The following is a 16,809-nucleotide window of genomic DNA, read 5'->3' on the forward strand; positions in this document are numbered from 1 at the left end:
TCGAACATGCGGCGACTGCCGAGCTATGCCCATGCACTTCGGCGCGCCGACCACTGCCAGACGATCAATGCCACACGACCGCTGCCACAAGACCGCTGCCACAAGACCGCTGCCACAAGGAGCCTCGACATGTCATGGTCTCGTCATCCAGTGAATCGCCGTGCCGCGCTCGCCACGGGCACCGGCTTGCTGGCGGGAGGCGTCCTGCCCGCAGTGACAGCCGGACAGGCGTCGGCCGACCCGACCGCGGGCCCCTCCCCGCTCCTCGCCGCCGCCAGTTACACCAACCCCGTGCTCTGGCAGGACTTCGCGGACATCGACATCATCCGCGTGCAAGATACCTACTACTGCTCGGCCTCGACCATGCACTACTCGCCGGGCGCACCGATCCTGCGCTCGTACGACCTGGTGAACTGGGAGTTCGCCGGTCACTCGGTTCCGAGGCTGGATTTCGGGACGAAGTACGACCTCAACGGCGCCCGCGGCTATGTCCGGGGCATCTGGGCCTCGTCACTGGCCTACCGGCCGTCCAGCAAGACGTTCTACTGGTTAGGTCAGATCGATTTCGCGAAGTCCTATGTGTACACCGCCCCAGCCGTCGAGGGTCCCTGGAACCGGCTGGCCACCATCGACACCGCCTACTACGACGCGGGGATGCTCGTCGACACCGACGACACCCTGTACGTGGCGTACGGGAACAGCACGATCAACGTGGCGCAGCTCTCCGCTGACGGCCGCACCCAGGTGCGTACCCAGCAGGTGTTCAGCACGCCGTCGAGCATCGGGACCCTGGAGGGCTCCCGGTTCTACAAGATCAACGGCAGCTACTACATCTTCCTCACCCGTCCCGCCAACGGCCAGTACGTCCTGAAGTCGACGAGCGGACCCTTCGGGCCCTACACACTCCGGCAGGTGCTGCTCGACCTGCCGGGGCCGGTCTCCGGCGGCGGCGTCCCCCATCAGGGCGGGCTCGTCCAGACCCAGTACGGGGCGTGGTACTACATGGCGTTCGTCGACGCCTATCCGGGCGGCCGGATCCCCGTCCTGGCCCCGGTCACCTGGACCGCCGACGGCTGGCCGACCGTGCAGCTCGTCAACAACGCCTGGGGCAGGTCGTATCCGCTCCCCGCCGTGCCCGCGCCGCCCCGGACGGTGGAGCCGATGACGGGCGTGGACCACTTCACCGGGACTTCTCTGGCGCCCAAGTGGGAGTGGAACCACAACCCCGACAACACCAAGTGGTCGGTGGGCAACGGGCTGACGCTCGGCACCGCGACCGTCACCAGCGACCTGTACTGGGCTCGTAACACCCTCACCCACCGCATTCCCGGGCCCACCTCCACCGCGACGGCGCTGATCGAGTTCTCCGGGATGCGGGACGGGGACCGGGCGGGGCTCGCGCTGCTTCGTGACTCCTCCGCCTGCATCGGCCTGATGCGCGACGGTGGCGGCACCCGCGTGGTCATGGTCGACGCCCTCACCATGGACGCCAACTGGAACACGACCGGCACCGGCACGGTACGGGCGAGCGCCAATGTCCCGGGCACCCGTGTCTGGCTGCGGGCGAAAGCGGACATCACCCCTGGCGCGAAGAGGACCGCCACGTTCTCGTACAGCACCGACGGCACCTCGTTCACCTCATTGGGCCCCGCCTTCACCCTGAACAACGCCTGGCAGTTCTTCATGGGCTACCGCTACGCCCTCTTCAACTTCACCACCGGGTCGCTCGGCGGCTCCGTCAAGGTCACCCGGTTCGAAGTGGCCACCCCCTGAACCCATCGGCGCCTCCCCCACCTGCTCCTCCCCCTCCTCCCCCTCCTCCCCCTGGAAAGGGCACGTCATGTCGTCCTCCGTCAGCAGACGCCGCCTCCTCGCGATCGCCGGGGCCACAGCCGTGGCCTCGACCGCTCCTTCCCTTGTCGGCGGTTCGGTCGCGCGGGCGGCGGTCGTCCCGCCGGCCCGTGCCGATACGGGAGTTCTGGCCCATGGATTCGAGCCGGGACAGGTCCGCCTGACCGCGAGCCGGTGGCTGGACAACCAGAACCGTACCGCCGCGTATCTCCGGTTCGTCGATGTGAACAGACTGCTGTACGTCTTCCGCGCCAACCACGGCCTGTCCACGGGCGGGGCCGCCGCGAACGGCGGCTGGGACGCGCCCACGTTCCCCTTCCGCAGCCACGTCCAGGGGCACTTCCTCACCGCCTGGGCGCAGTTGTACGCCGTGACCGGGGACACCGTGAGCCGGGACAAGGCCACGTACATGGTCGCGGAGCTGGCGAAGTGCCAGGCCAACAACGGCGCCGTCGGCTTCGGCAGCGGATACCTCTCCGGCTATCCCGAATCCGACTTCACCGCCCTGGAACAACGGACCCTGAGCAACGGCAACGTTCCGTACTACACGATCCACAAGACCCTCGCCGGGCTCCTTGACGTGTGGCGGTACATGGGAAACCTTCAGGCCCGCGATGTGCTCCTTGCCCTGGCGGGCTGGGTCGACACCCGTACCGGCCGGCTCAGCACGGCGCAGACGCAGGCCATGCTGGGCACCGAGTTCGGCGGCATGAACGCCGTACTGACCGACCTCTACCAGCAGACCGGCAACGCGCGCTGGCTCACTGTGGCCCAGCGGTTCGACCACGCCGCGGTGTTCGATCCGCTGGCGGCCGGGCAGGACCGGTTGGCCGGTCTGCACGCCAACACCCAGGTGCCGAAGTGGATCGGCGCCGCCCGCGCGTACAAGGCGACCGGAACCGCCCGCTACCGGACCATCGCCACCAACGCCTGGAACACGTGTGTCGGTACGCACACCTACGCCATCGGGGGCAACAGCCAGGCGGAACACTTCCGCGCCCCCAACGCCATCGCCGCCTACCTGAACCAGGACACCTGCGAGAGCTGCAACACCTTCAACATGCTCAGCCTCACCCGGGAGCTGTACACCCTCGACCCGGACCGGGCCGCGCTCTTCGACTACTACGAGCAGGCGTGGCTCAACCAGATGATCGGCCAGCAGAACCCGGCGGACCCACACGGACACGTCACCTACTTCACCCCGCTCAACCCGGGTGGGCGGCGCGGCGTGGGCCCGGCCTGGGGCGGCGGCACCTGGAGCACCGACTACACCACGTTCTGGTGCTGCCAGGGCACGGGGCTCGAGATGCACACCCGGCTCATGGACTCCGTCTACTTCCACGACGGTGGCACCACCCTGACCGTGAACCTGTTCGTCCCGTCGGTCCTCACCTGGAGCCGGCGCGGCATCACCGTCACGCAGACCACGTCCTTCCCGGCGAGCGACACCAGCACGCTGCGCGTCACCGGCGACGCCGCCGGGACCTGGACCATGCGCATCCGTATCCCGGGCTGGACCACCGGAGCCACCGTCAGCGTCAACGGCGTCCCGCAGAACATCACCACCACGCCCGGCAGTTACGCCGCGCTCACCCGCTCCTGGACCGCAGGCGACACGGTGACCGTCCGCCTGCCCATGCGGGTGGTCGTGCGGCCCGCCAACGACGATCCCAAGGTGGCAGCCGTCACCTACGGTCCGGTCGTCCTGTCCGGCATCTACGGTGACACCGCACTAAACGCCCTGCCCTCCCTGGCCCCGTCCACGGTCAGACGAACCAGCGCCGACGCGCTCACGTTCACCGCCACCGCGAACGGCGCGCCCGTCACCCTCGGCCCGTTCCACGACGCGCACGGCCACAACTACACCGTCTACTGGAACACCGGCACCACCCCGACCTCACCCACCGTGCGCCTCGTCAACGCGGGCAGTGGGCTCGTCCTGGGCATCCAGGACATGTCCACGGCGGACGGCGGCCGAGCCCTGCAATGGACGGACAGCGGCACCGCGGACCACAACTGGGACATGATCGCCGACGGCGCCGCCTACCGCTTCCGCAACGCCCACAGCGGCAAGGTCCTCGGCGTCCTCGACATGGCCACGACCGACAACGCGCCCGTCCTGCAATGGGCGGACAACGGAACCGCGGACCACCGCTGGACCCTGCTCGACCAGAACGACGGCACCTACAAGATCCGCAACGAGCACAGCGGAAAGCTGCTCGCCATCACGGGCAACTCCACGGCGGTGGGCGCGTTCGCGGTCCAGGACTCCGACAACGGTTCGGCCGACAACCGCTGGCGCGTCGTGCGCGATGAGTCCTGACCTACGCTCCGGAACCGGCGTCCGGGGGACGGCGCGGCGACCTTGACCGGTGCGTGCGGCACATCGGCCGGGTTGCGTTCGACGACCTCGCGTACGGTGTCGGTGCACCGGGACCGGTCGAGCAGTTCGCAGGCGAGGGCGACGACGTCCTGGGGATCGATGTCGCCCTCGCGCAGGCCGAGGTGGACCCGCCGTGTCAACAGCGTCAACCGTGTCGACCGTGCGGAGTCCGCTTCGTACGCGGCCATGGCGTTGCTCACCGGCTCAATAGACAGAGCCCGTTCGGTGGTTCAGCCCAGGATCCACTGCTGGTTGGCGCCGCCGTTGCAGGTCCACAACTCCAGGGCTGTGCCGTTGACGTTGCCCGCGGGTTTGTCGCCACCGGTGACGTCGAGGCACAGGCCCGACTGGACGCCGGTGATGGTCCCGTTGGGGTTCAGCCTCCATTGCTGGTTGGTACCGCCGTTGCAGGTCCACAGTTGCACGGCGGTACCGGGCGTGGTCCCGTTCTCGTGGACGTCGACGCACTGCGTGCCGTTGTAGAGGCGCAGCTCACCGGCGGCGGTGAGCGTCACGGCCTGGTTGGGGCGACCGTTGCAGTCCCATATCTCGATCTTGGTGCCGGGTGTCGTCCCGGCGCCTTCCGCGTCCAGGCAGCGCTTGGAGGAGGCGCTGATCAGCGGGTGGGTCGTACCGATGCTGCTACCGGTTCCGGCCGAGACGCGGTACATCACCGTGCCGTGCGCGGGCACGGAGGCGCTGATCGTGCCGCTCGTCGAGGTGACCGCCTTGGACCACAGGTTGAGCAGCTTGTACGAGGCCGCGCCCGGCAGCCCGACCGCGGCGGCCGTGGTGCTGACGGTGGTGGCGGAACCCGTCTCGTTGGTGAGGGTGACCGAGCGGTCGCCGCCCGCCAACTGCTTCGTCATGACGACGAGTCCTCCGGAGGAGGAGACGACCGTGCCCTGCTTGCCCAAGGGGTCCTGGTCGACGGCGATGACGTCGGGGTTCTCCAGGATCGTGAGCGTCTGCGGGCTCGCGGTGCGGATGTCGCTGCCGATGAGCAGCGGCGCGGCCATCTGCGCCCAGAGGCTGAAATGGGTGCGGTACTCGGTGTCGGTCATCCCGCCGTTGCCGACTTCCAGCATGTCCGGGTCGTTCCAGGCGCCGGGTCCGGCGTACTGCGCCAGGGGCTGGTTCTGGTGGGCGATCCCGATCATCCTGGACCAGGTGTCGTTGATGTCGCCGGTGGTGCGCCAACTGTTGCCGATGGGTGGCGCCCAGTTCCAGGGCGAGTTGGAGCCCCATTCGCAGATGCTGTAGAGGATCGGGCGGCCGGTGGCCTTGAGCGCGTCACCCATCGTCTTGTACCGGGTCCGCGCGTCGGCGCCGGTGTTGTTGCAGTTGTCGTACTTCAGGTAGTCGACGCCCCAGGAGGCCCACTGGTCGGCGTCCTTGGTCTCGTAGCCGAGACCGCCGGGGAACCCTTCGTTCGCACAGGTCTTGGTGCCTGCGCTGGAGTACAGGCCGAACTTCAGCCCCTTGGAGTGCACATAGTCCGCGACGGCCTTGATGCCGTTCGGGAACCGCACCGGGTCGGGCACCAGATTGCCCGCGGCGTTCCGCTGCGGCAGAGCCCAGCAGTCGTCGAGGTTGACGTAGGTGTAGCCCGCGGCCTTCAGGCCCTTCTCGACGAAGGTGTCGGCGATGCCTTTGATCATCGCCTCGTTGAACTGGGCTCCGCAGCCTGTGGTGTTCCAGTTGTTGAAGCCCATCGGCGGGGTCCGGGCGAGGCCGTTCTCCAGTGCGGCGGCCTGCGGTGCGGCGGCGACGGCGGCGATCTGCGTAGCGGCCGTGGCTCCCACGGTCACCGCGGCGGCGCCGGTCAAACCGCTGACGGCCAACGTGAGCGAAGCGGCTGAAGCTGCGGCCCGGTGTCTGAAACGGTGCTGTTCGCTGTGCATGTGCGGCTCCTAGGGAGAAATGTGGCGCACAAATCAACAAGTACGAACGAAAGCAAGCACATCAGACCGTCGTGGCAGGTATATGTCAAGGGACTGCGCACTTCGGTGCGTCTCGATCCGTCCCGATCCGCGCCTACTTGCGCACGCGGAAGCGCAGCATGGTGACCCCACCCGACTGGATGTTGCTGAACGGTTCCAGGTCGATCCGGTCGAGGCCCGGCGGAGTGAAGCGGACGCCGTCGCCGAGCAGCACGGGCAGTACGTACACCAGGATCTCGTCGACGAGCCGGCGCCGCAGGCACTGGGCGGCCAGGTCGGCGCCGAGGATCTCCAGGTTCTTGTCGCCGGCGGCACGGCGCGCCGTGGCCACGGCTTCCTCGATGTCGCAGGTGAGGAAGGTGACGTGGGGGTCCGGCTCCTCGGGCGGGCGGTGCGTGAGGACGAACTGCGCCCCGCCGTCGTAGTCGGGGTTCTCATCGGACATGCGCTTGCCGACCTCGTACGTGCCCCGTCCGATGAGCATGGCGCCCGTGGCCGCCATGACCTCCGGGAACGTCGCCGACGTCATGTGCTCGAAGATCCAGTCCATCGTGTGTCCTGGACCGGCGATGAACCCGTCGAGGGACATCACCCTGTTCACGACCACTTTGCCGGTGCTCGCTTCCGTCATGAGTCTTCTCCGAACAGGTGGAGGGCCGGGATCGCATCGTAGAGCGGCATGCGCGGTCGCACTGGGGGTGCGGGCCGGCTTGAGCTGGGTGAGGACCGGCTCGCCGCGTAGGCACGGCTTGGTGCAGTCAGCGCTACGTGGGGCGGCTGGTCCCGGTCAGGCTGCCGGGGCGGTGAGGACGGCCTTGGCCGCCAGCCTGAGATTCGTGATCATCGGATTCGGGTCGCCCCTGCGGCTGACCAGGACGACCTGGCTGGGGGGAGCGTCCTCGATCGGGACGGTGACGAGGTCGGGACGCAGTGAGCTACGTCGATCGCCGACCGGTAGCACGGCGATCGCCCTGCCGCTCGCGACGAGTTCGAGCTTGTCCTCGTAGCTCTCGACCTGCGGCACGTCGGCCCCGAGGATCCGGTAGGAAGTCCAGTCCGTGGTCTCGAACGCGCACGGCGCCGCCTCCTCGCCGGCCAGTTCTTCCGCGGTCACGGACGCGCGGTCGGCCAGGGGATGGCCCCGCGGGACCGCGAGCATCCTGGGCTCCTCGTAGAGCGGGGTGGTGAGTACGTCGTCGGCGGCGAACGGCAGCGGGGCTCGCGCGATCAGGGCGTCGACGCGCTTGTCGGACAGTGCCCCGACGTCGCGGCAGCTCAGGTACCGGGTGGCGATCTCGGCGTCCGGGCAGCTACGACGCAGTTCCCGTACGGCGGGAGTGATCACCAGGTCCTCGACGTAGCCGATGGCGATTCGTTGCGTCTCGGCGTGTGCGCGCACGGCCTGCTCGGCCTGCCGGGCGGCCTGGAGCAGGGACTGGGCGCGGGGAAGGAAGCTCTGGCCGGCCCGGGTGAGCCGGGCGCCCTGGGGCACGCGGTCCAGCAGCCGTACACCGAGATACTTCTCCAGTCGTTGGATCTGGCGGCTCAGCGCCGGCTGGGCCACGTGCAAGTCGGCGGCGGCGCGGCCGAAGTGCTGGTGCGCGGCCACCACGGTGAAGTAGCGCACCAGCCGCAGTTCCAGGTCCTGCCCGAGGTCGTTCACCCTTCCAGCGTACGCGTCATGCAGTTTCGGAATGGTGAGGTTGCCGAAGCGGTCTTGGACGGCCATGCCGTGCTGAGCCTTCACTGAAGGAGCAACGTTTTCCGAGGAAAGTGACAGGCGTGATGAAGGCGATCCAGTTCCACGAAGCGGGCGGGCCGGAAGTTCTGCGGTACGACGAGGTGCCGGTTCCCGAGATCGGTCCGGGCGAGGTGCTCGTCCGGGTGCATGCGGCGGGCATCAACCCGCCGGACTGGTACCTGCGTGAGGGGATGAAGGTCATGCCGGTCGAGATGAGGCCGGTGCTGGAGTTCCCCCTGATCCCCGGAACGGACATGTCGGGCGTGGTCCAGGCGGTCGCTCCGGACGTGCGGGGCTTCGCCGTCGGTGACGAGGTCTTCGGCATGCTGCGATTCCCCGGATTCGACGGCCGGACATACGCCGAATACGTGGCCGCGCCGGCGTCGGACCTGGCCCACAAGCCGGCCGGTATCGACCACGTGCAGGCGGCCGGCGCGCCGATGGCCGTGCTGACGGCCTGGCAGTACCTGATTGATCTCGGCCACGACGTGCCGTCCCCCTTCACCGGCCAGGTGCACCGGCCGGTGCCGATCACGCCAGGGATGACCGTGCTGGTCAACGGGGCCGCCGGTGGAGTGGGCCACTTCGCGGTGCAGTTGGCGAAATGGCAGGGGGCACACGTGATCGCGGTGGCCTCGGGTCGGCACGAGCACTTCCTGCGCAAGCTCGGCGCCGATGAGTTCATCGACTACACCAGGAGGCACCCCGCGGACGTGGTCAGCGGGGTGGACCTGGTGATCGACGCGGTCGGCGGCCCGGACAGTTCACGCTTTCTGACCCTGCTCAAGCGCGGCGGCACCATGCTTCCGGTGTTCTTCGCCGAGTACGACCCGCAAGAGACGGCGAAGCTGGGCATCACCGTCTCGAACATCCAGGTACGTTCCAACGGCCTCCAGCTCGCCGAGATCGGGCACCTCTTCGACGAGGGCAAGCTCCGGGTCGGGGTGGACAGCACCTACCCGCTGCCCGAAGCGGTCACCGCACACATGCGAGCCGCGCGGGGGCACCTCCAAGGCAAGATCGTGCTGACGGTGATCGCGTGATCGCCGAACTCCAGCAAGGTTCACCGTCGACATCGACACGCCCGGATGCCCGGCTTCCCCTGAGACGCCTTTGTCTGCCAGGTGAGCGCGGCGCTGCGATCTGCGCACAGGCTGAGAGGATCATGTTCCTGCCCGGCCCGGCGGGCGAGACGAAGCCTCAGGCCAGATCGCGGATCGCGGACCGCGGAGGCACAGACCGTGTCAGGACCAGGCGATCTCGCCGTGGCGGGAGACGAAGCGTCCGGTTCCGGCGGCGGGTCCCTCGGTCGCCAGGGCGACGATCGCGTCCGTCCCCTCGGTGACGGTCTGGGGGCCGCTGTGGCCGTTGAGGTCGGTAGCGGTGTATCCCGGATCGGCCGCATTGACCCGGATGCCCTTGAGCCCCTTGGCGTACTGCGTGGTCAGCATGGTGAGCGCCGCCTTCGACGCGGTGTACAGCGGGGCGACGACGTGCGACTCGGGCCGGGTGGGGTCGTGGGTGAGGGCGAGGGAGCCCATCCCGCTGCTGACGTTGACGATCACGGGATCGTCCGAGCGGCGCAGCAGCGGCAGGAACGCGGTGGTGGTGCGAATGACGCCGATGACGTTGACGTCAAGGACGGCGAGGGCGTCGGCGGCGGTGAGGGTGCTGGGATCGCCGGCCGGGCCGTGCACACCGGCGTTGTTGATCAGGACGTCGATCCTGCCCTCGCGCGCGGCTACGTTCTCGGCCGCGGCGGCCACGGACGCGTCATCACTCACGTCGAGCGGAACGTAGCGGGCGCCGAGTGCGGCGGCGGCCTTCTCGCCCTGCTCGCGGTCGCGGGCTCCGAGGAGCACGGTGTGGCCGTGCTCGGTCAGGCGGCGGGCGGTCTCTCGGCCGAGACCCTTGTTGGCTCCGGTGATGAAGGTGATCGTCATGCCCTCGACGATCCGGCAACCGGGGACCGCGCACCAGGGAGACCTCGACGGTAGGAAGAGCAGTACCACCTTCGCTGCCACCCCGAGGGCCGCAGCGGCGGGAAGATGGACAGCATGACGGCTCCTGACTCCACCGGACTCGGCGCGATGATCCGCATGTGGCGCGACCGGCTGCCCCCGTCGGCCGCCGGACTGCCGACGGCACCGGGCCGGCGTACGGCCGGGCTTCGGCGCGAGGAACTGGCCGATCTCGCCGGAATGTCGGTCGACTACGTCGTGCGCCTGGAACAGGGCCGCGCCACCACACCCTCCGCGAGCGTGGTGGCTTCCCTGGCCCGGGCGCTGCACCTGTCCATGGCCGAACGGGACCACCTGTACCGGCTGGCGCACCTCGTCCCGCCCGCGCCCGGAACGGTCTCCGACCACCTGCCGCCCGGGGTGCAGCGTGTGCTGGCCCGGTTGGGGGACGTCGCCGTCGCCGTGTTCGCCGCGGACTGGCAGTTGATCTGGTGGAACCGCGGCTGGGCCGCGCTTCTGGGCGACCCCGCCGCTTCCCCGCCGGCCCTGCGCAACTTCGCCCGCGACAGGTTCCCGGTGGACGACAGCCCGGCTCGCCTCGCGCGGTGGCCGGTGACCGAGACGGACCGGGACGCCACCGACGCCGCCGTCGTCTCCGACCTGCGCCGCGCCACCGGCCGCTTCCCCGAGGACCGGCGCCTGGCCGCCCTCATCCGCGAACTGAACGCGGGCAACCGGCGCTTCGCCCGGTTGTGGGTTGAGGGCGGGGTCGCCGCACACCGTGAGGACCACAAGACCATCGACCACCCGTCGGTCGGCCCCGTCACGGTGGACTGCGACACACTGACCGACGGCGACCGCGAACTCAAAATCGTGATCATGACCGCCGTGCCGGGCAGCGAGGACGAGATCAAACTGCGCCTGACCGCCATCGCTGGCCCCGCCGTCGCCACGCACCCTTTGGAGTGACGGTCGGGGCCCGGCACGTGTCTCCATGGAAGCCGAGCTCGCTGCGCTACCCCTGTCCCGCGCTGCGGGCCGTGCGATAGGCGTGGTGCAGTGTTTGCCCCACACGGCATCGACCGCAGAGCTTGCCGCAGTCCGCGCAGGTCATCAAGTGGTTCAGGTAGACGCGGTACTCGTCCTGTCCGCTGTGGGGAAGTTCTCGCAGTGTCATCTCTGATCCCGCCAAGTGGCCTGCTGTACCGGTGTGCCTCATGCGCGGCCACCCGCCCCGTGTCGAACCGGTGCGGGCCGGCCATGACAGCCAGTGGTCGTCTCGGCGCCTGCCTGCCCCCGTCCTCGGCCAGGGGCGCGGCTCGCTGTCCGCGCGGGGTGCCTGTCCGTCCCGTGCGCGCCCGGCACTCGGTCTGTCCATACGTGGGGCGCGGCAGGCGGCGTGGTGTCGCCATGGGGGTTCATGGTTGCCTTCTTCGAGTGGGTCGAGAGGCGCGTCCTGTGTCGGCCGGTGCCGCACGCGGGCCTGGCCGTTGCTGTGGTCATGAGCAGGGAACCGACTCTGCCCGGACGGCTTTTCCGATTCCGTGATCGCGTGAGGAACGTGCGGTGCCCCAGCGATCGGCGAGCTCCTGGACGAGGATCAGGCCTCGACCGCCTTCCTCGTAGGAAGCGGGGTGCGCCTCGGGGAGCCGCAGCGGGGCGTGACCGCCGTCGTGGCACTCGATCCGCAGACGTCGCTCATCGCTGGTGAGCGTGAGGCCGCACAGGAGATGGTCGCTGACCGTGTGCAGTACCGCGTTCGTGGTCAGCTCGGAGAACAGCAGTACCGCGTCACAGCAAGTGTCGACCGGCACCCGCCAGGCGCTCAGCCGGTCGCGGACGGTGTCGCGGGCGGCGCTCGCGACACCGTCCGCCCTCGTGCGGGCGGCGACGAGGACGTCACCGACCCGCGTCCGGCCGGACGCCGCGTCAGGGCTGTGGGTGAGGTCTCGCATACGCCGACTATGGGCGTGATCACCGCACGCTGCAACCCGCTTCCTGATAATTTCAGCAGATGGGTATCACCCTGGCGTCGATATCAAGTCACTGTCACAATCGCTGCGTTGACAGGCCCTCAGGAGGCGGGACGTGAGCGAAACCCGTACCGGCACCAGCGCGCCGACCGTCCTGCGCATGATCCTGGGCCGCCGGTTGCAGGACAGGCGCCTCGCGGCCGGCGCCTCGCTGGAGGACGCGGCCACAGCACTGCGCGTGAAAACCCTGACGATCCGTCGGCTGGAGAAGGCCGAGGTCGCCCTCAAGCCGCTGTACGTGGAAAAGCTCCTTCAGACCTACGGCGCCCCGCGCTCGGAGATCGAGGAGTTCGTCGACCTGGCCGAGCAGGCCAATCGACCGGGCTGGTGGCACTCCTACCGCGACGCGGTCCCCAGTTGGTTCACCGCCTACGTCAGCCTGGAGACCGGTGCCAAAACCCTGCGCACCTACGAGCCCCAGTACGTGAGCGGCCTCCTGCAGACTCCCGACTACGCCCGCGCCGTGCTGAGCGGCGGGCTGCCGCACGGCAGCGACGAAGAGATCGCCCGCCGCGTGGCACTGCGGCTGCACCGCCAGAGCCTGCTGGAAGGAGAGGACGCACCCACGCTGTGGGTGGTCATGGAGGAAGCCGTCCTGCACCGGGAAGTGGGCGGCCCGAAGGTGATGCGGGAGCAGATCGAACGGCTCCTGGAGGTCTCCGCCCTCCCGCACATCAGTGTCGACATCGTGCCGTTCGCCGCGGGGGCGCACGTGGGGGCGTGCGCCCCGTTCACGTATTTCCGCTTCGAGGAGCCCGAGCTGCCCGACATCGTCTACAGCGAACTGCTGTCGGCCGCCGTCTACCTGGACCAGCGCCCTGACGTCGTCGCCCACCTGGAGGCCCACTCCCGGATGGCCCTGCTCACCTCCTCCGAGGACAGCAAGAGGCTTTTGCAACGCATGTACAAGGAGTACTCGTGAAACGCTCGGACGAGGACATCTACAACGGGATGCCCGCCCTCCAGCTCGGTGAGCAGGGCTGGTTGCGGCCCTGGAGCGGGCCCAACGGCGGCCAGTGCGTGGAGACGAAGAAACTCCCGGACGGCCGGGTGGCGCTGCGGCAGTCGACCGACCCGGCCGGACCGGCGCTGATCTGTCCGCCCGAAGAGATCGCCGCGTTCGTGCGCGGCGTCAAGGAGGGCTTGGCCGATCACCTGACCGACGGGTGAATCCAGCAACGCCATGTGACGAGGGGCGCCTGGGCCGGCCCTCGTCCCGAACTCGCGTACCGACCACCACACATGCGAAAGGCCGGACATGACCAGGCAGGACAGCCGGGATCTCGACACCAGCAGGGCACACTCGGCGCGAATGTACGACTATTTCCTCGGCGGCAAGGACCACTTCGACGTCGACCGGGAAGCAGCCCTCCTCGCCGCCAAGGCCCACCCCGGCCTGCCGGTGACCGCCCGCGAGAACCGGGCCTTCATGCACCGGGCCACCCGAGTCCTGGCCCAGGAGCACGGCATCCGCCAGTGGCTGGACATCGGCACCGGTATCCCGACCGAGCCCAACCTGCACCAGGTCGCCCAGTCCGTCGCACCTGATGCCCGTATCGTGTACGCCGACAACGACCCCCTCGTCCTCAAGTTCGCCGAACGCCTCATGCGCAGCACCACCCAGGGACAGACCGCCTACATCGAGGCCGATGTCACCGACCCCGACGCGCTGATCGATGCCGTGAAGGGGGCCGACGTCCTGGACTTCGACCGGCCCGTCGCCCTCTCCCTCAACGCACTCATGCACTTCGTGACCGACCCGCACGACCCCTACGCCATCGTGCGCGGGCTCCTTGACGTCCTGCCGACGGGCAGCGCTCTGGCGATGAACCACTGCACCCCCGACTTCGACCCCGTCACCTGGAACAACGTCGCCAAGGCCTACACCGGGGCCGGGACACCGGTCCAGTTCCGCTCCCACAGCGACGTGGCCCGCTTCTTCGACGGCCTCGACCTGCTCGCCCCCGGACTCGTCTGCTGCCACCGCTGGCGCCCCGCCACACCCCCCGACGGCACGGAGCCCACAGACGCCGACATCAGCCTGCTGGCCGGCGTCGGCATCAAGCACTGACCGGCATTCCCTCAGCCGTGCGGAACCCGGCTTCGGGGCGGGGCGCTGTCCCTACGGTGCGGTGCCGGTTCAGAGGGCCCTGCTGGCTCAGGGCCTGTGTGCGGCAGCACCCACTCCAGCGACGCAGCCCCGCATGGCCGCGACGACGCTCCCGGCCTTCTCCCGGACGTCCGACAGGCCCGGAGGATGGCCGGTATGGATCTTCGCCGCAGAAACAACGTGACGGTCAGGTTCGGCCGATGGGCCGGTGGTCGTGCTGGCGCACGGCTTCGGCTGTGATCAGAACATGTGGCGGCTTACGGTGCCGGCCCTGGCCGAGCAGTACCGGATGGTGCTGTTCGACCATGTCGGCGCCGGTCGTTCGGACCTGTCGTCCTTCAGCACGGAGCGCTACTCCCGCCTGGAGGGGCATGCCCAGGACGTCGAGCATACGGAGGTACGCATAGGCGTTTCGGTGGTGACGATGTTCGACGCGCGGCCGGAGTGGCCGCCGACCCCCGGCTTTCTTCGCCTCTACGTCGAGGACGCCGATGCCGTGCACCGTCAGGCCGTTGCGGCCGGCGGCACCTCGGTCACCGAGGGCACCCATCTGTTCTCCCGGCGACCCGGAGCTCGCCATGGCGATGGAGTCGGTTGCTGCCAGGAGCGCGCCCTGTCCTGCTGGGCACGCCCCGGTCGGTGCCGTCGGAGAACGGCCGAAGGGATGCGGCACAGGCGCTCACGTCTCGACTGGATCCGTCCGTTCTCCTCCTGCGTGCGTCTGCCGCATGATCGCCGTCGTCAACGCCGCGCAGGCCACCGATGGGGCGCTCCGCTTGAGCGACACGCACCATCGGCCGAGGCAGGCATACGAAGTCACCGGCCAGCATGTATCGCCGCTGCGAGCAACGGCTCATGTGGCGCGCGATGCCAACGCCTCGTGGATCTGCCGGACGGACGGACCCTAGAAGAGGACGCCCTGGCCTACGGAAGCCGCTGTGCCATGTTCTTGCCCGCGCCAGGAGGAAAAGGTCTCGCCACCGAACAACGGTTGCGTCCCGAGCTCATCAGGCACGGCAGGTACGGCGGTCGAACCGGCGTCGGCATCCGGGCGCAGCTCGGCGTCCCGGTCGAAGTCGTCGGGTGTCATGCGCGTCCAGTCGCGTCCGCGCTGCTCGCTCATGCCGCAGCCCCTTCCTTGTCGCCGGTCGTCTCGTGTCTCCTCACCTGTTCCCATGATCCCGGCACCGACACGGAGCGATCATGGACAGCAGCCGTTCGCCGGAAGTGGCACCGCGGTCGGGCGAGTGCGGGTCTAGAGGGCCGCGGCGTCCGGCGGGGCCTTGCTCGCTGGTCGAGTGGCCCACGATGCTCATGCTCACCTGTGAGGGTGATCGCCGTCATCAGCTCCCGCCGCACCAGCAGGTGCTGCCTGTCCCGGGCTCAGCGTCTCTTGGGACAGCGCGCAAGTGGTGAACCGGAGTGCCCCTACCCGCGTTGCGGTGATGGGACGTACGTACGTCCCTGCGATGCCGCCGTGTGGGGTGACCCCCGGCGGCGCCACACCACCATGGAAGGAACGACTCACCAGTGAAGCGCCTCATCACACGCCTCGCCGTAGTCATGACGGCCGGAGCCATAGCCGCTGTACTGCCTGCTTCGTCGGCGTCCGCTCTCAACCGCGTCAGTTGCACTGAAACGGGATACCTGACACTGCACAACGCGGGCGGCTCCCTCTGCTTCGCCAACGCGGGCGTTCAGAGCGTGGCGATCTACGGCGTGGACCAGATCTGGACCGGCAACAACAAGGTCACGTTGGAGTACGTGCCGAGACTGGGCGCGTCGGCGACCAGTGAGACCGTGGAGAAGTGGAGTTATGGGAAGGTCACCGGTGACCCCATCCACAAGATCACGAGGATCAGGGTCTGGTAGCAAGCCGTCGCCGCGATGACGTCGCTGCGATGGGCGCACTGAGCCTGCTCCGGCACATGGTGCACGAGCGGACCTGACTGGTTCCGCCCTTCAGCGGCGCACTCGTCGCGACCGGATCAGCACTGCCACAGGAACTTCGCCCGGCCACACGGTGCGCAGGCGAACGCATAAGCGCTGCCGCAGCCGCCGAAGTTCATGGCAGTGCTGTGATCCGGGCCCTCCTCAAGTTGGACGACCAACGGCATGGGAGCGGCGCATGACGGGCAGGACGGTGTCTCGTCGTTCTGAATCCAGGCGGGGTCACCTCCGAGCTGACCGAGCACGGACGAGGCGGAGCGCCCGCTTCCCGCTGACCACTCCTCGCCGGCCTTGCCGTAATCGGACTCGTCGACATGTACCGGGCTGACCGCCCGCACGGAACCGAGCAGAAGCAGTTCCTCATCGACACCGTCAGGCTGAGGCAGTGGCTGAGCACCGTCGGTCGGGAAGATCACGGCTTGGTTCCCGCCCGAGTCCGGCTCCCAGTCACCGCACATACCTGGGTCGTTCTGGCATGCGAACAAGGCGAGGATTCCTCGGCCCTCGAACCCGCCCCTGAGATCATCCAAGACCACCTGAGCGAGGAACTGCATAGGGCCCTCGCACGAAGTGCAGCAGGGCCATGCAGTGCCTGCCGGGGCAAGGGGTACTCCACCGGTCCGGGTGATCTGAGCGGCCGACGCGACCGGACCTGCGTCGATCATGAGAGTCGTCACGGCCAGGACCCTACGACAGACCCGTGACATCGCCGCGAAAAGGTCCGACCATGCCCGCCCGGCATCATCGTGAACCGAACCGCCTCACGTTCCCGGAGCGCGCCCGCCGGTCCGCTGCACCATGCCCACGGTGGCGCGGACCGGCCACCCGAGTCAGGGC

At 68.8% G+C, this 16,809-nt stretch carries 15 protein-coding genes and 1 pseudogene; 9 read left to right on the plus strand and 7 right to left on the minus strand.

What is annotated here, in order from left to right; genetic code table 11:
• Positions 1-129 precede the first annotated feature (129 nt).
• The gene (locus ACIRF8_RS09250; protein ID WP_404212614.1) at positions 130-1,773 is read left to right on the plus strand and encodes a glycoside hydrolase 43 family protein; all 1,644 of its coding nucleotides are present in this window, start codon (positions 130-132) and stop codon (positions 1,771-1,773) included.
• 67 nt (positions 1,774-1,840) lie between these two features.
• Positions 1,841-4,174 (plus strand): beta-L-arabinofuranosidase domain-containing protein, encoded by a 2,334-nt coding sequence (locus tag ACIRF8_RS09255; protein WP_404212616.1) that lies wholly within the window; start codon positions 1,841-1,843, stop codon positions 4,172-4,174.
• Positions 4,175-4,464: 290 nt separating this feature from the next.
• On the opposite strand, the gene ACIRF8_RS09260 is transcribed toward ACIRF8_RS09255, so the two are convergent.
• The 3 genes from ACIRF8_RS09260 to ACIRF8_RS09270 form a co-directional block, all read right to left on the minus strand.
• Positions 4,465-6,138 (minus strand): glycoside hydrolase family 27 protein, encoded by a 1,674-nt coding sequence (locus ACIRF8_RS09260; protein ID WP_404212617.1) that lies wholly within the window; start codon positions 6,136-6,138, stop codon positions 4,465-4,467.
• 133 nt (positions 6,139-6,271) lie between these two features.
• Positions 6,272-6,808, minus strand: coding sequence for a dihydrofolate reductase family protein (locus ACIRF8_RS09265; protein WP_404212619.1), 537 nt, complete (start codon positions 6,806-6,808; stop codon positions 6,272-6,274).
• A gap of 156 nt (positions 6,809-6,964) precedes the next feature.
• On the minus strand, positions 6,965-7,840 hold the full coding sequence (locus ACIRF8_RS09270; protein WP_404212621.1) for a LysR family transcriptional regulator: 876 nt from the start codon (positions 7,838-7,840) through the stop codon (positions 6,965-6,967).
• A 122-nt stretch (positions 7,841-7,962) separates the two neighbouring features.
• Here ACIRF8_RS09270 and ACIRF8_RS09275 point away from each other — a divergent pair, with 122 nt between their 5' ends.
• A complete protein-coding gene (locus ACIRF8_RS09275; RefSeq protein WP_404214234.1) occupies positions 7,963-8,961 on the plus strand; it encodes an NADP-dependent oxidoreductase in 999 nt (332 codons plus the stop codon).
• A 201-nt stretch (positions 8,962-9,162) separates the two neighbouring features.
• Here the strand turns inward: ACIRF8_RS09275 and ACIRF8_RS09280 are convergent, their stop codons facing one another.
• On the minus strand, positions 9,163-9,861 hold the full coding sequence (locus ACIRF8_RS09280) for an SDR family NAD(P)-dependent oxidoreductase (protein ID WP_404212623.1): 699 nt from the start codon (positions 9,859-9,861) through the stop codon (positions 9,163-9,165).
• 105 nt (positions 9,862-9,966) lie between these two features.
• Here ACIRF8_RS09280 and ACIRF8_RS09285 point away from each other — a divergent pair, with 105 nt between their 5' ends.
• Positions 9,967-10,848 carry a helix-turn-helix transcriptional regulator gene (locus tag ACIRF8_RS09285; protein WP_404212625.1) on the plus strand — a complete coding sequence of 294 codons (882 nt, stop codon included), beginning with the start codon at positions 9,967-9,969 and terminating at the stop codon, positions 10,846-10,848.
• 530 nt (positions 10,849-11,378) lie between these two features.
• On the opposite strand, the gene ACIRF8_RS09290 is transcribed toward ACIRF8_RS09285, so the two are convergent.
• Complete coding sequence (locus ACIRF8_RS09290) at positions 11,379-11,834, minus strand: ATP-binding protein (protein WP_404212626.1); 456 nt, start codon at positions 11,832-11,834, stop codon at positions 11,379-11,381.
• 133 nt (positions 11,835-11,967) lie between these two features.
• Here ACIRF8_RS09290 and ACIRF8_RS09295 point away from each other — a divergent pair, with 133 nt between their 5' ends.
• The 4 genes and pseudogenes from ACIRF8_RS09295 to ACIRF8_RS09310 all read left to right on the plus strand — a co-directional run.
• The gene (locus ACIRF8_RS09295) at positions 11,968-12,834 is read left to right on the plus strand and encodes a helix-turn-helix domain-containing protein (RefSeq protein WP_404212628.1); all 867 of its coding nucleotides are present in this window, start codon (positions 11,968-11,970) and stop codon (positions 12,832-12,834) included.
• A gap of 29 nt (positions 12,835-12,863) precedes the next feature.
• Complete coding sequence (locus ACIRF8_RS09300) at positions 12,864-13,082, plus strand: DUF397 domain-containing protein (protein WP_404214236.1); 219 nt, start codon at positions 12,864-12,866, stop codon at positions 13,080-13,082.
• An 88-nt stretch (positions 13,083-13,170) separates the two neighbouring features.
• Positions 13,171-13,983, plus strand: a complete 813-nt coding sequence (locus tag ACIRF8_RS09305; RefSeq protein WP_404212630.1) for an SAM-dependent methyltransferase — start codon at positions 13,171-13,173, stop codon at positions 13,981-13,983.
• Between the two features lie 195 nt (positions 13,984-14,178).
• Positions 14,179-14,407 (plus strand): annotated as a pseudogene (locus tag ACIRF8_RS09310) (alpha/beta fold hydrolase); the annotation flags it as partial.
• Positions 14,408-14,926: 519 nt separating this feature from the next.
• On the opposite strand, the gene ACIRF8_RS09315 reads toward ACIRF8_RS09310, so the two are convergent.
• Entirely contained in the window at positions 14,927-15,145 is a 219-nt protein-coding gene (locus ACIRF8_RS09315; RefSeq protein ID WP_404214277.1) for a hypothetical protein, read from the minus strand.
• Positions 15,146-15,552: 407 nt separating this feature from the next.
• Between ACIRF8_RS09315 and ACIRF8_RS09320 the strand changes: the two genes are divergently transcribed.
• Positions 15,553-15,894 carry a beta/gamma crystallin domain-containing protein gene (locus tag ACIRF8_RS09320; RefSeq protein ID WP_404212632.1) on the plus strand — a complete coding sequence of 114 codons (342 nt, stop codon included), beginning with the start codon at positions 15,553-15,555 and terminating at the stop codon, positions 15,892-15,894.
• A gap of 116 nt (positions 15,895-16,010) precedes the next feature.
• Here ACIRF8_RS09320 and ACIRF8_RS09325 read toward each other — a convergent pair whose 3' ends face one another.
• Entirely contained in the window at positions 16,011-16,679 is a 669-nt protein-coding gene (locus tag ACIRF8_RS09325) for a DUF1963 domain-containing protein (protein ID WP_404212634.1), read from the minus strand.
• Positions 16,680-16,809 lie beyond the last annotated feature (130 nt).

Source organism: Streptomyces sp. NPDC102406, assembly GCF_044765725.1.
GTDB lineage: Bacteria > Actinomycetota > Actinomycetes > Streptomycetales > Streptomycetaceae > Streptomyces.

What these genes read in the sequence shown, in the direction of transcription:
- ACIRF8_RS09305 (WP_404212630.1), top strand. Translation starts at nt 13,171, where the DNA reads ATGACCAGGCAGGACAGCCGGGATCTCGACACCAGCAGGGCACACTCG.
- ACIRF8_RS09300 (WP_404214236.1), top strand. Translation starts at nt 12,864, where the DNA reads ATGCCCGCCCTCCAGCTCGGTGAGCAGGGCTGGTTGCGGCCCTGGAGC.
- ACIRF8_RS09255 (WP_404212616.1), top strand. Translation starts at nt 1,841, where the DNA reads ATGTCGTCCTCCGTCAGCAGACGCCGCCTCCTCGCGATCGCCGGGGCC.
- ACIRF8_RS09285 (WP_404212625.1), top strand. Translation starts at nt 9,967, where the DNA reads ATGGACAGCATGACGGCTCCTGACTCCACCGGACTCGGCGCGATGATC.
- ACIRF8_RS09280 (WP_404212623.1), bottom strand. Translation starts at nt 9,861, where the DNA reads ATGACGATCACCTTCATCACCGGAGCCAACAAGGGTCTCGGCCGAGAG.
- ACIRF8_RS09315 (WP_404214277.1), bottom strand. Translation starts at nt 15,145, where the DNA reads ATGAGCGAGCAGCGCGGACGCGACTGGACGCGCATGACACCCGACGAC.
- ACIRF8_RS09290 (WP_404212626.1), bottom strand. Translation starts at nt 11,834, where the DNA reads ATGCGAGACCTCACCCACAGCCCTGACGCGGCGTCCGGCCGGACGCGG.
- ACIRF8_RS09325 (WP_404212634.1), bottom strand. Translation starts at nt 16,679, where the DNA reads ATGTCACGGGTCTGTCGTAGGGTCCTGGCCGTGACGACTCTCATGATC.
- ACIRF8_RS09250 (WP_404212614.1), top strand. Translation starts at nt 130, where the DNA reads ATGTCATGGTCTCGTCATCCAGTGAATCGCCGTGCCGCGCTCGCCACG.
- ACIRF8_RS09260 (WP_404212617.1), bottom strand. Translation starts at nt 6,138, where the DNA reads ATGCACAGCGAACAGCACCGTTTCAGACACCGGGCCGCAGCTTCAGCC.
- ACIRF8_RS09265 (WP_404212619.1), bottom strand. Translation starts at nt 6,808, where the DNA reads ATGACGGAAGCGAGCACCGGCAAAGTGGTCGTGAACAGGGTGATGTCC.
- ACIRF8_RS09275 (WP_404214234.1), top strand. Translation starts at nt 7,963, where the DNA reads ATGAAGGCGATCCAGTTCCACGAAGCGGGCGGGCCGGAAGTTCTGCGG.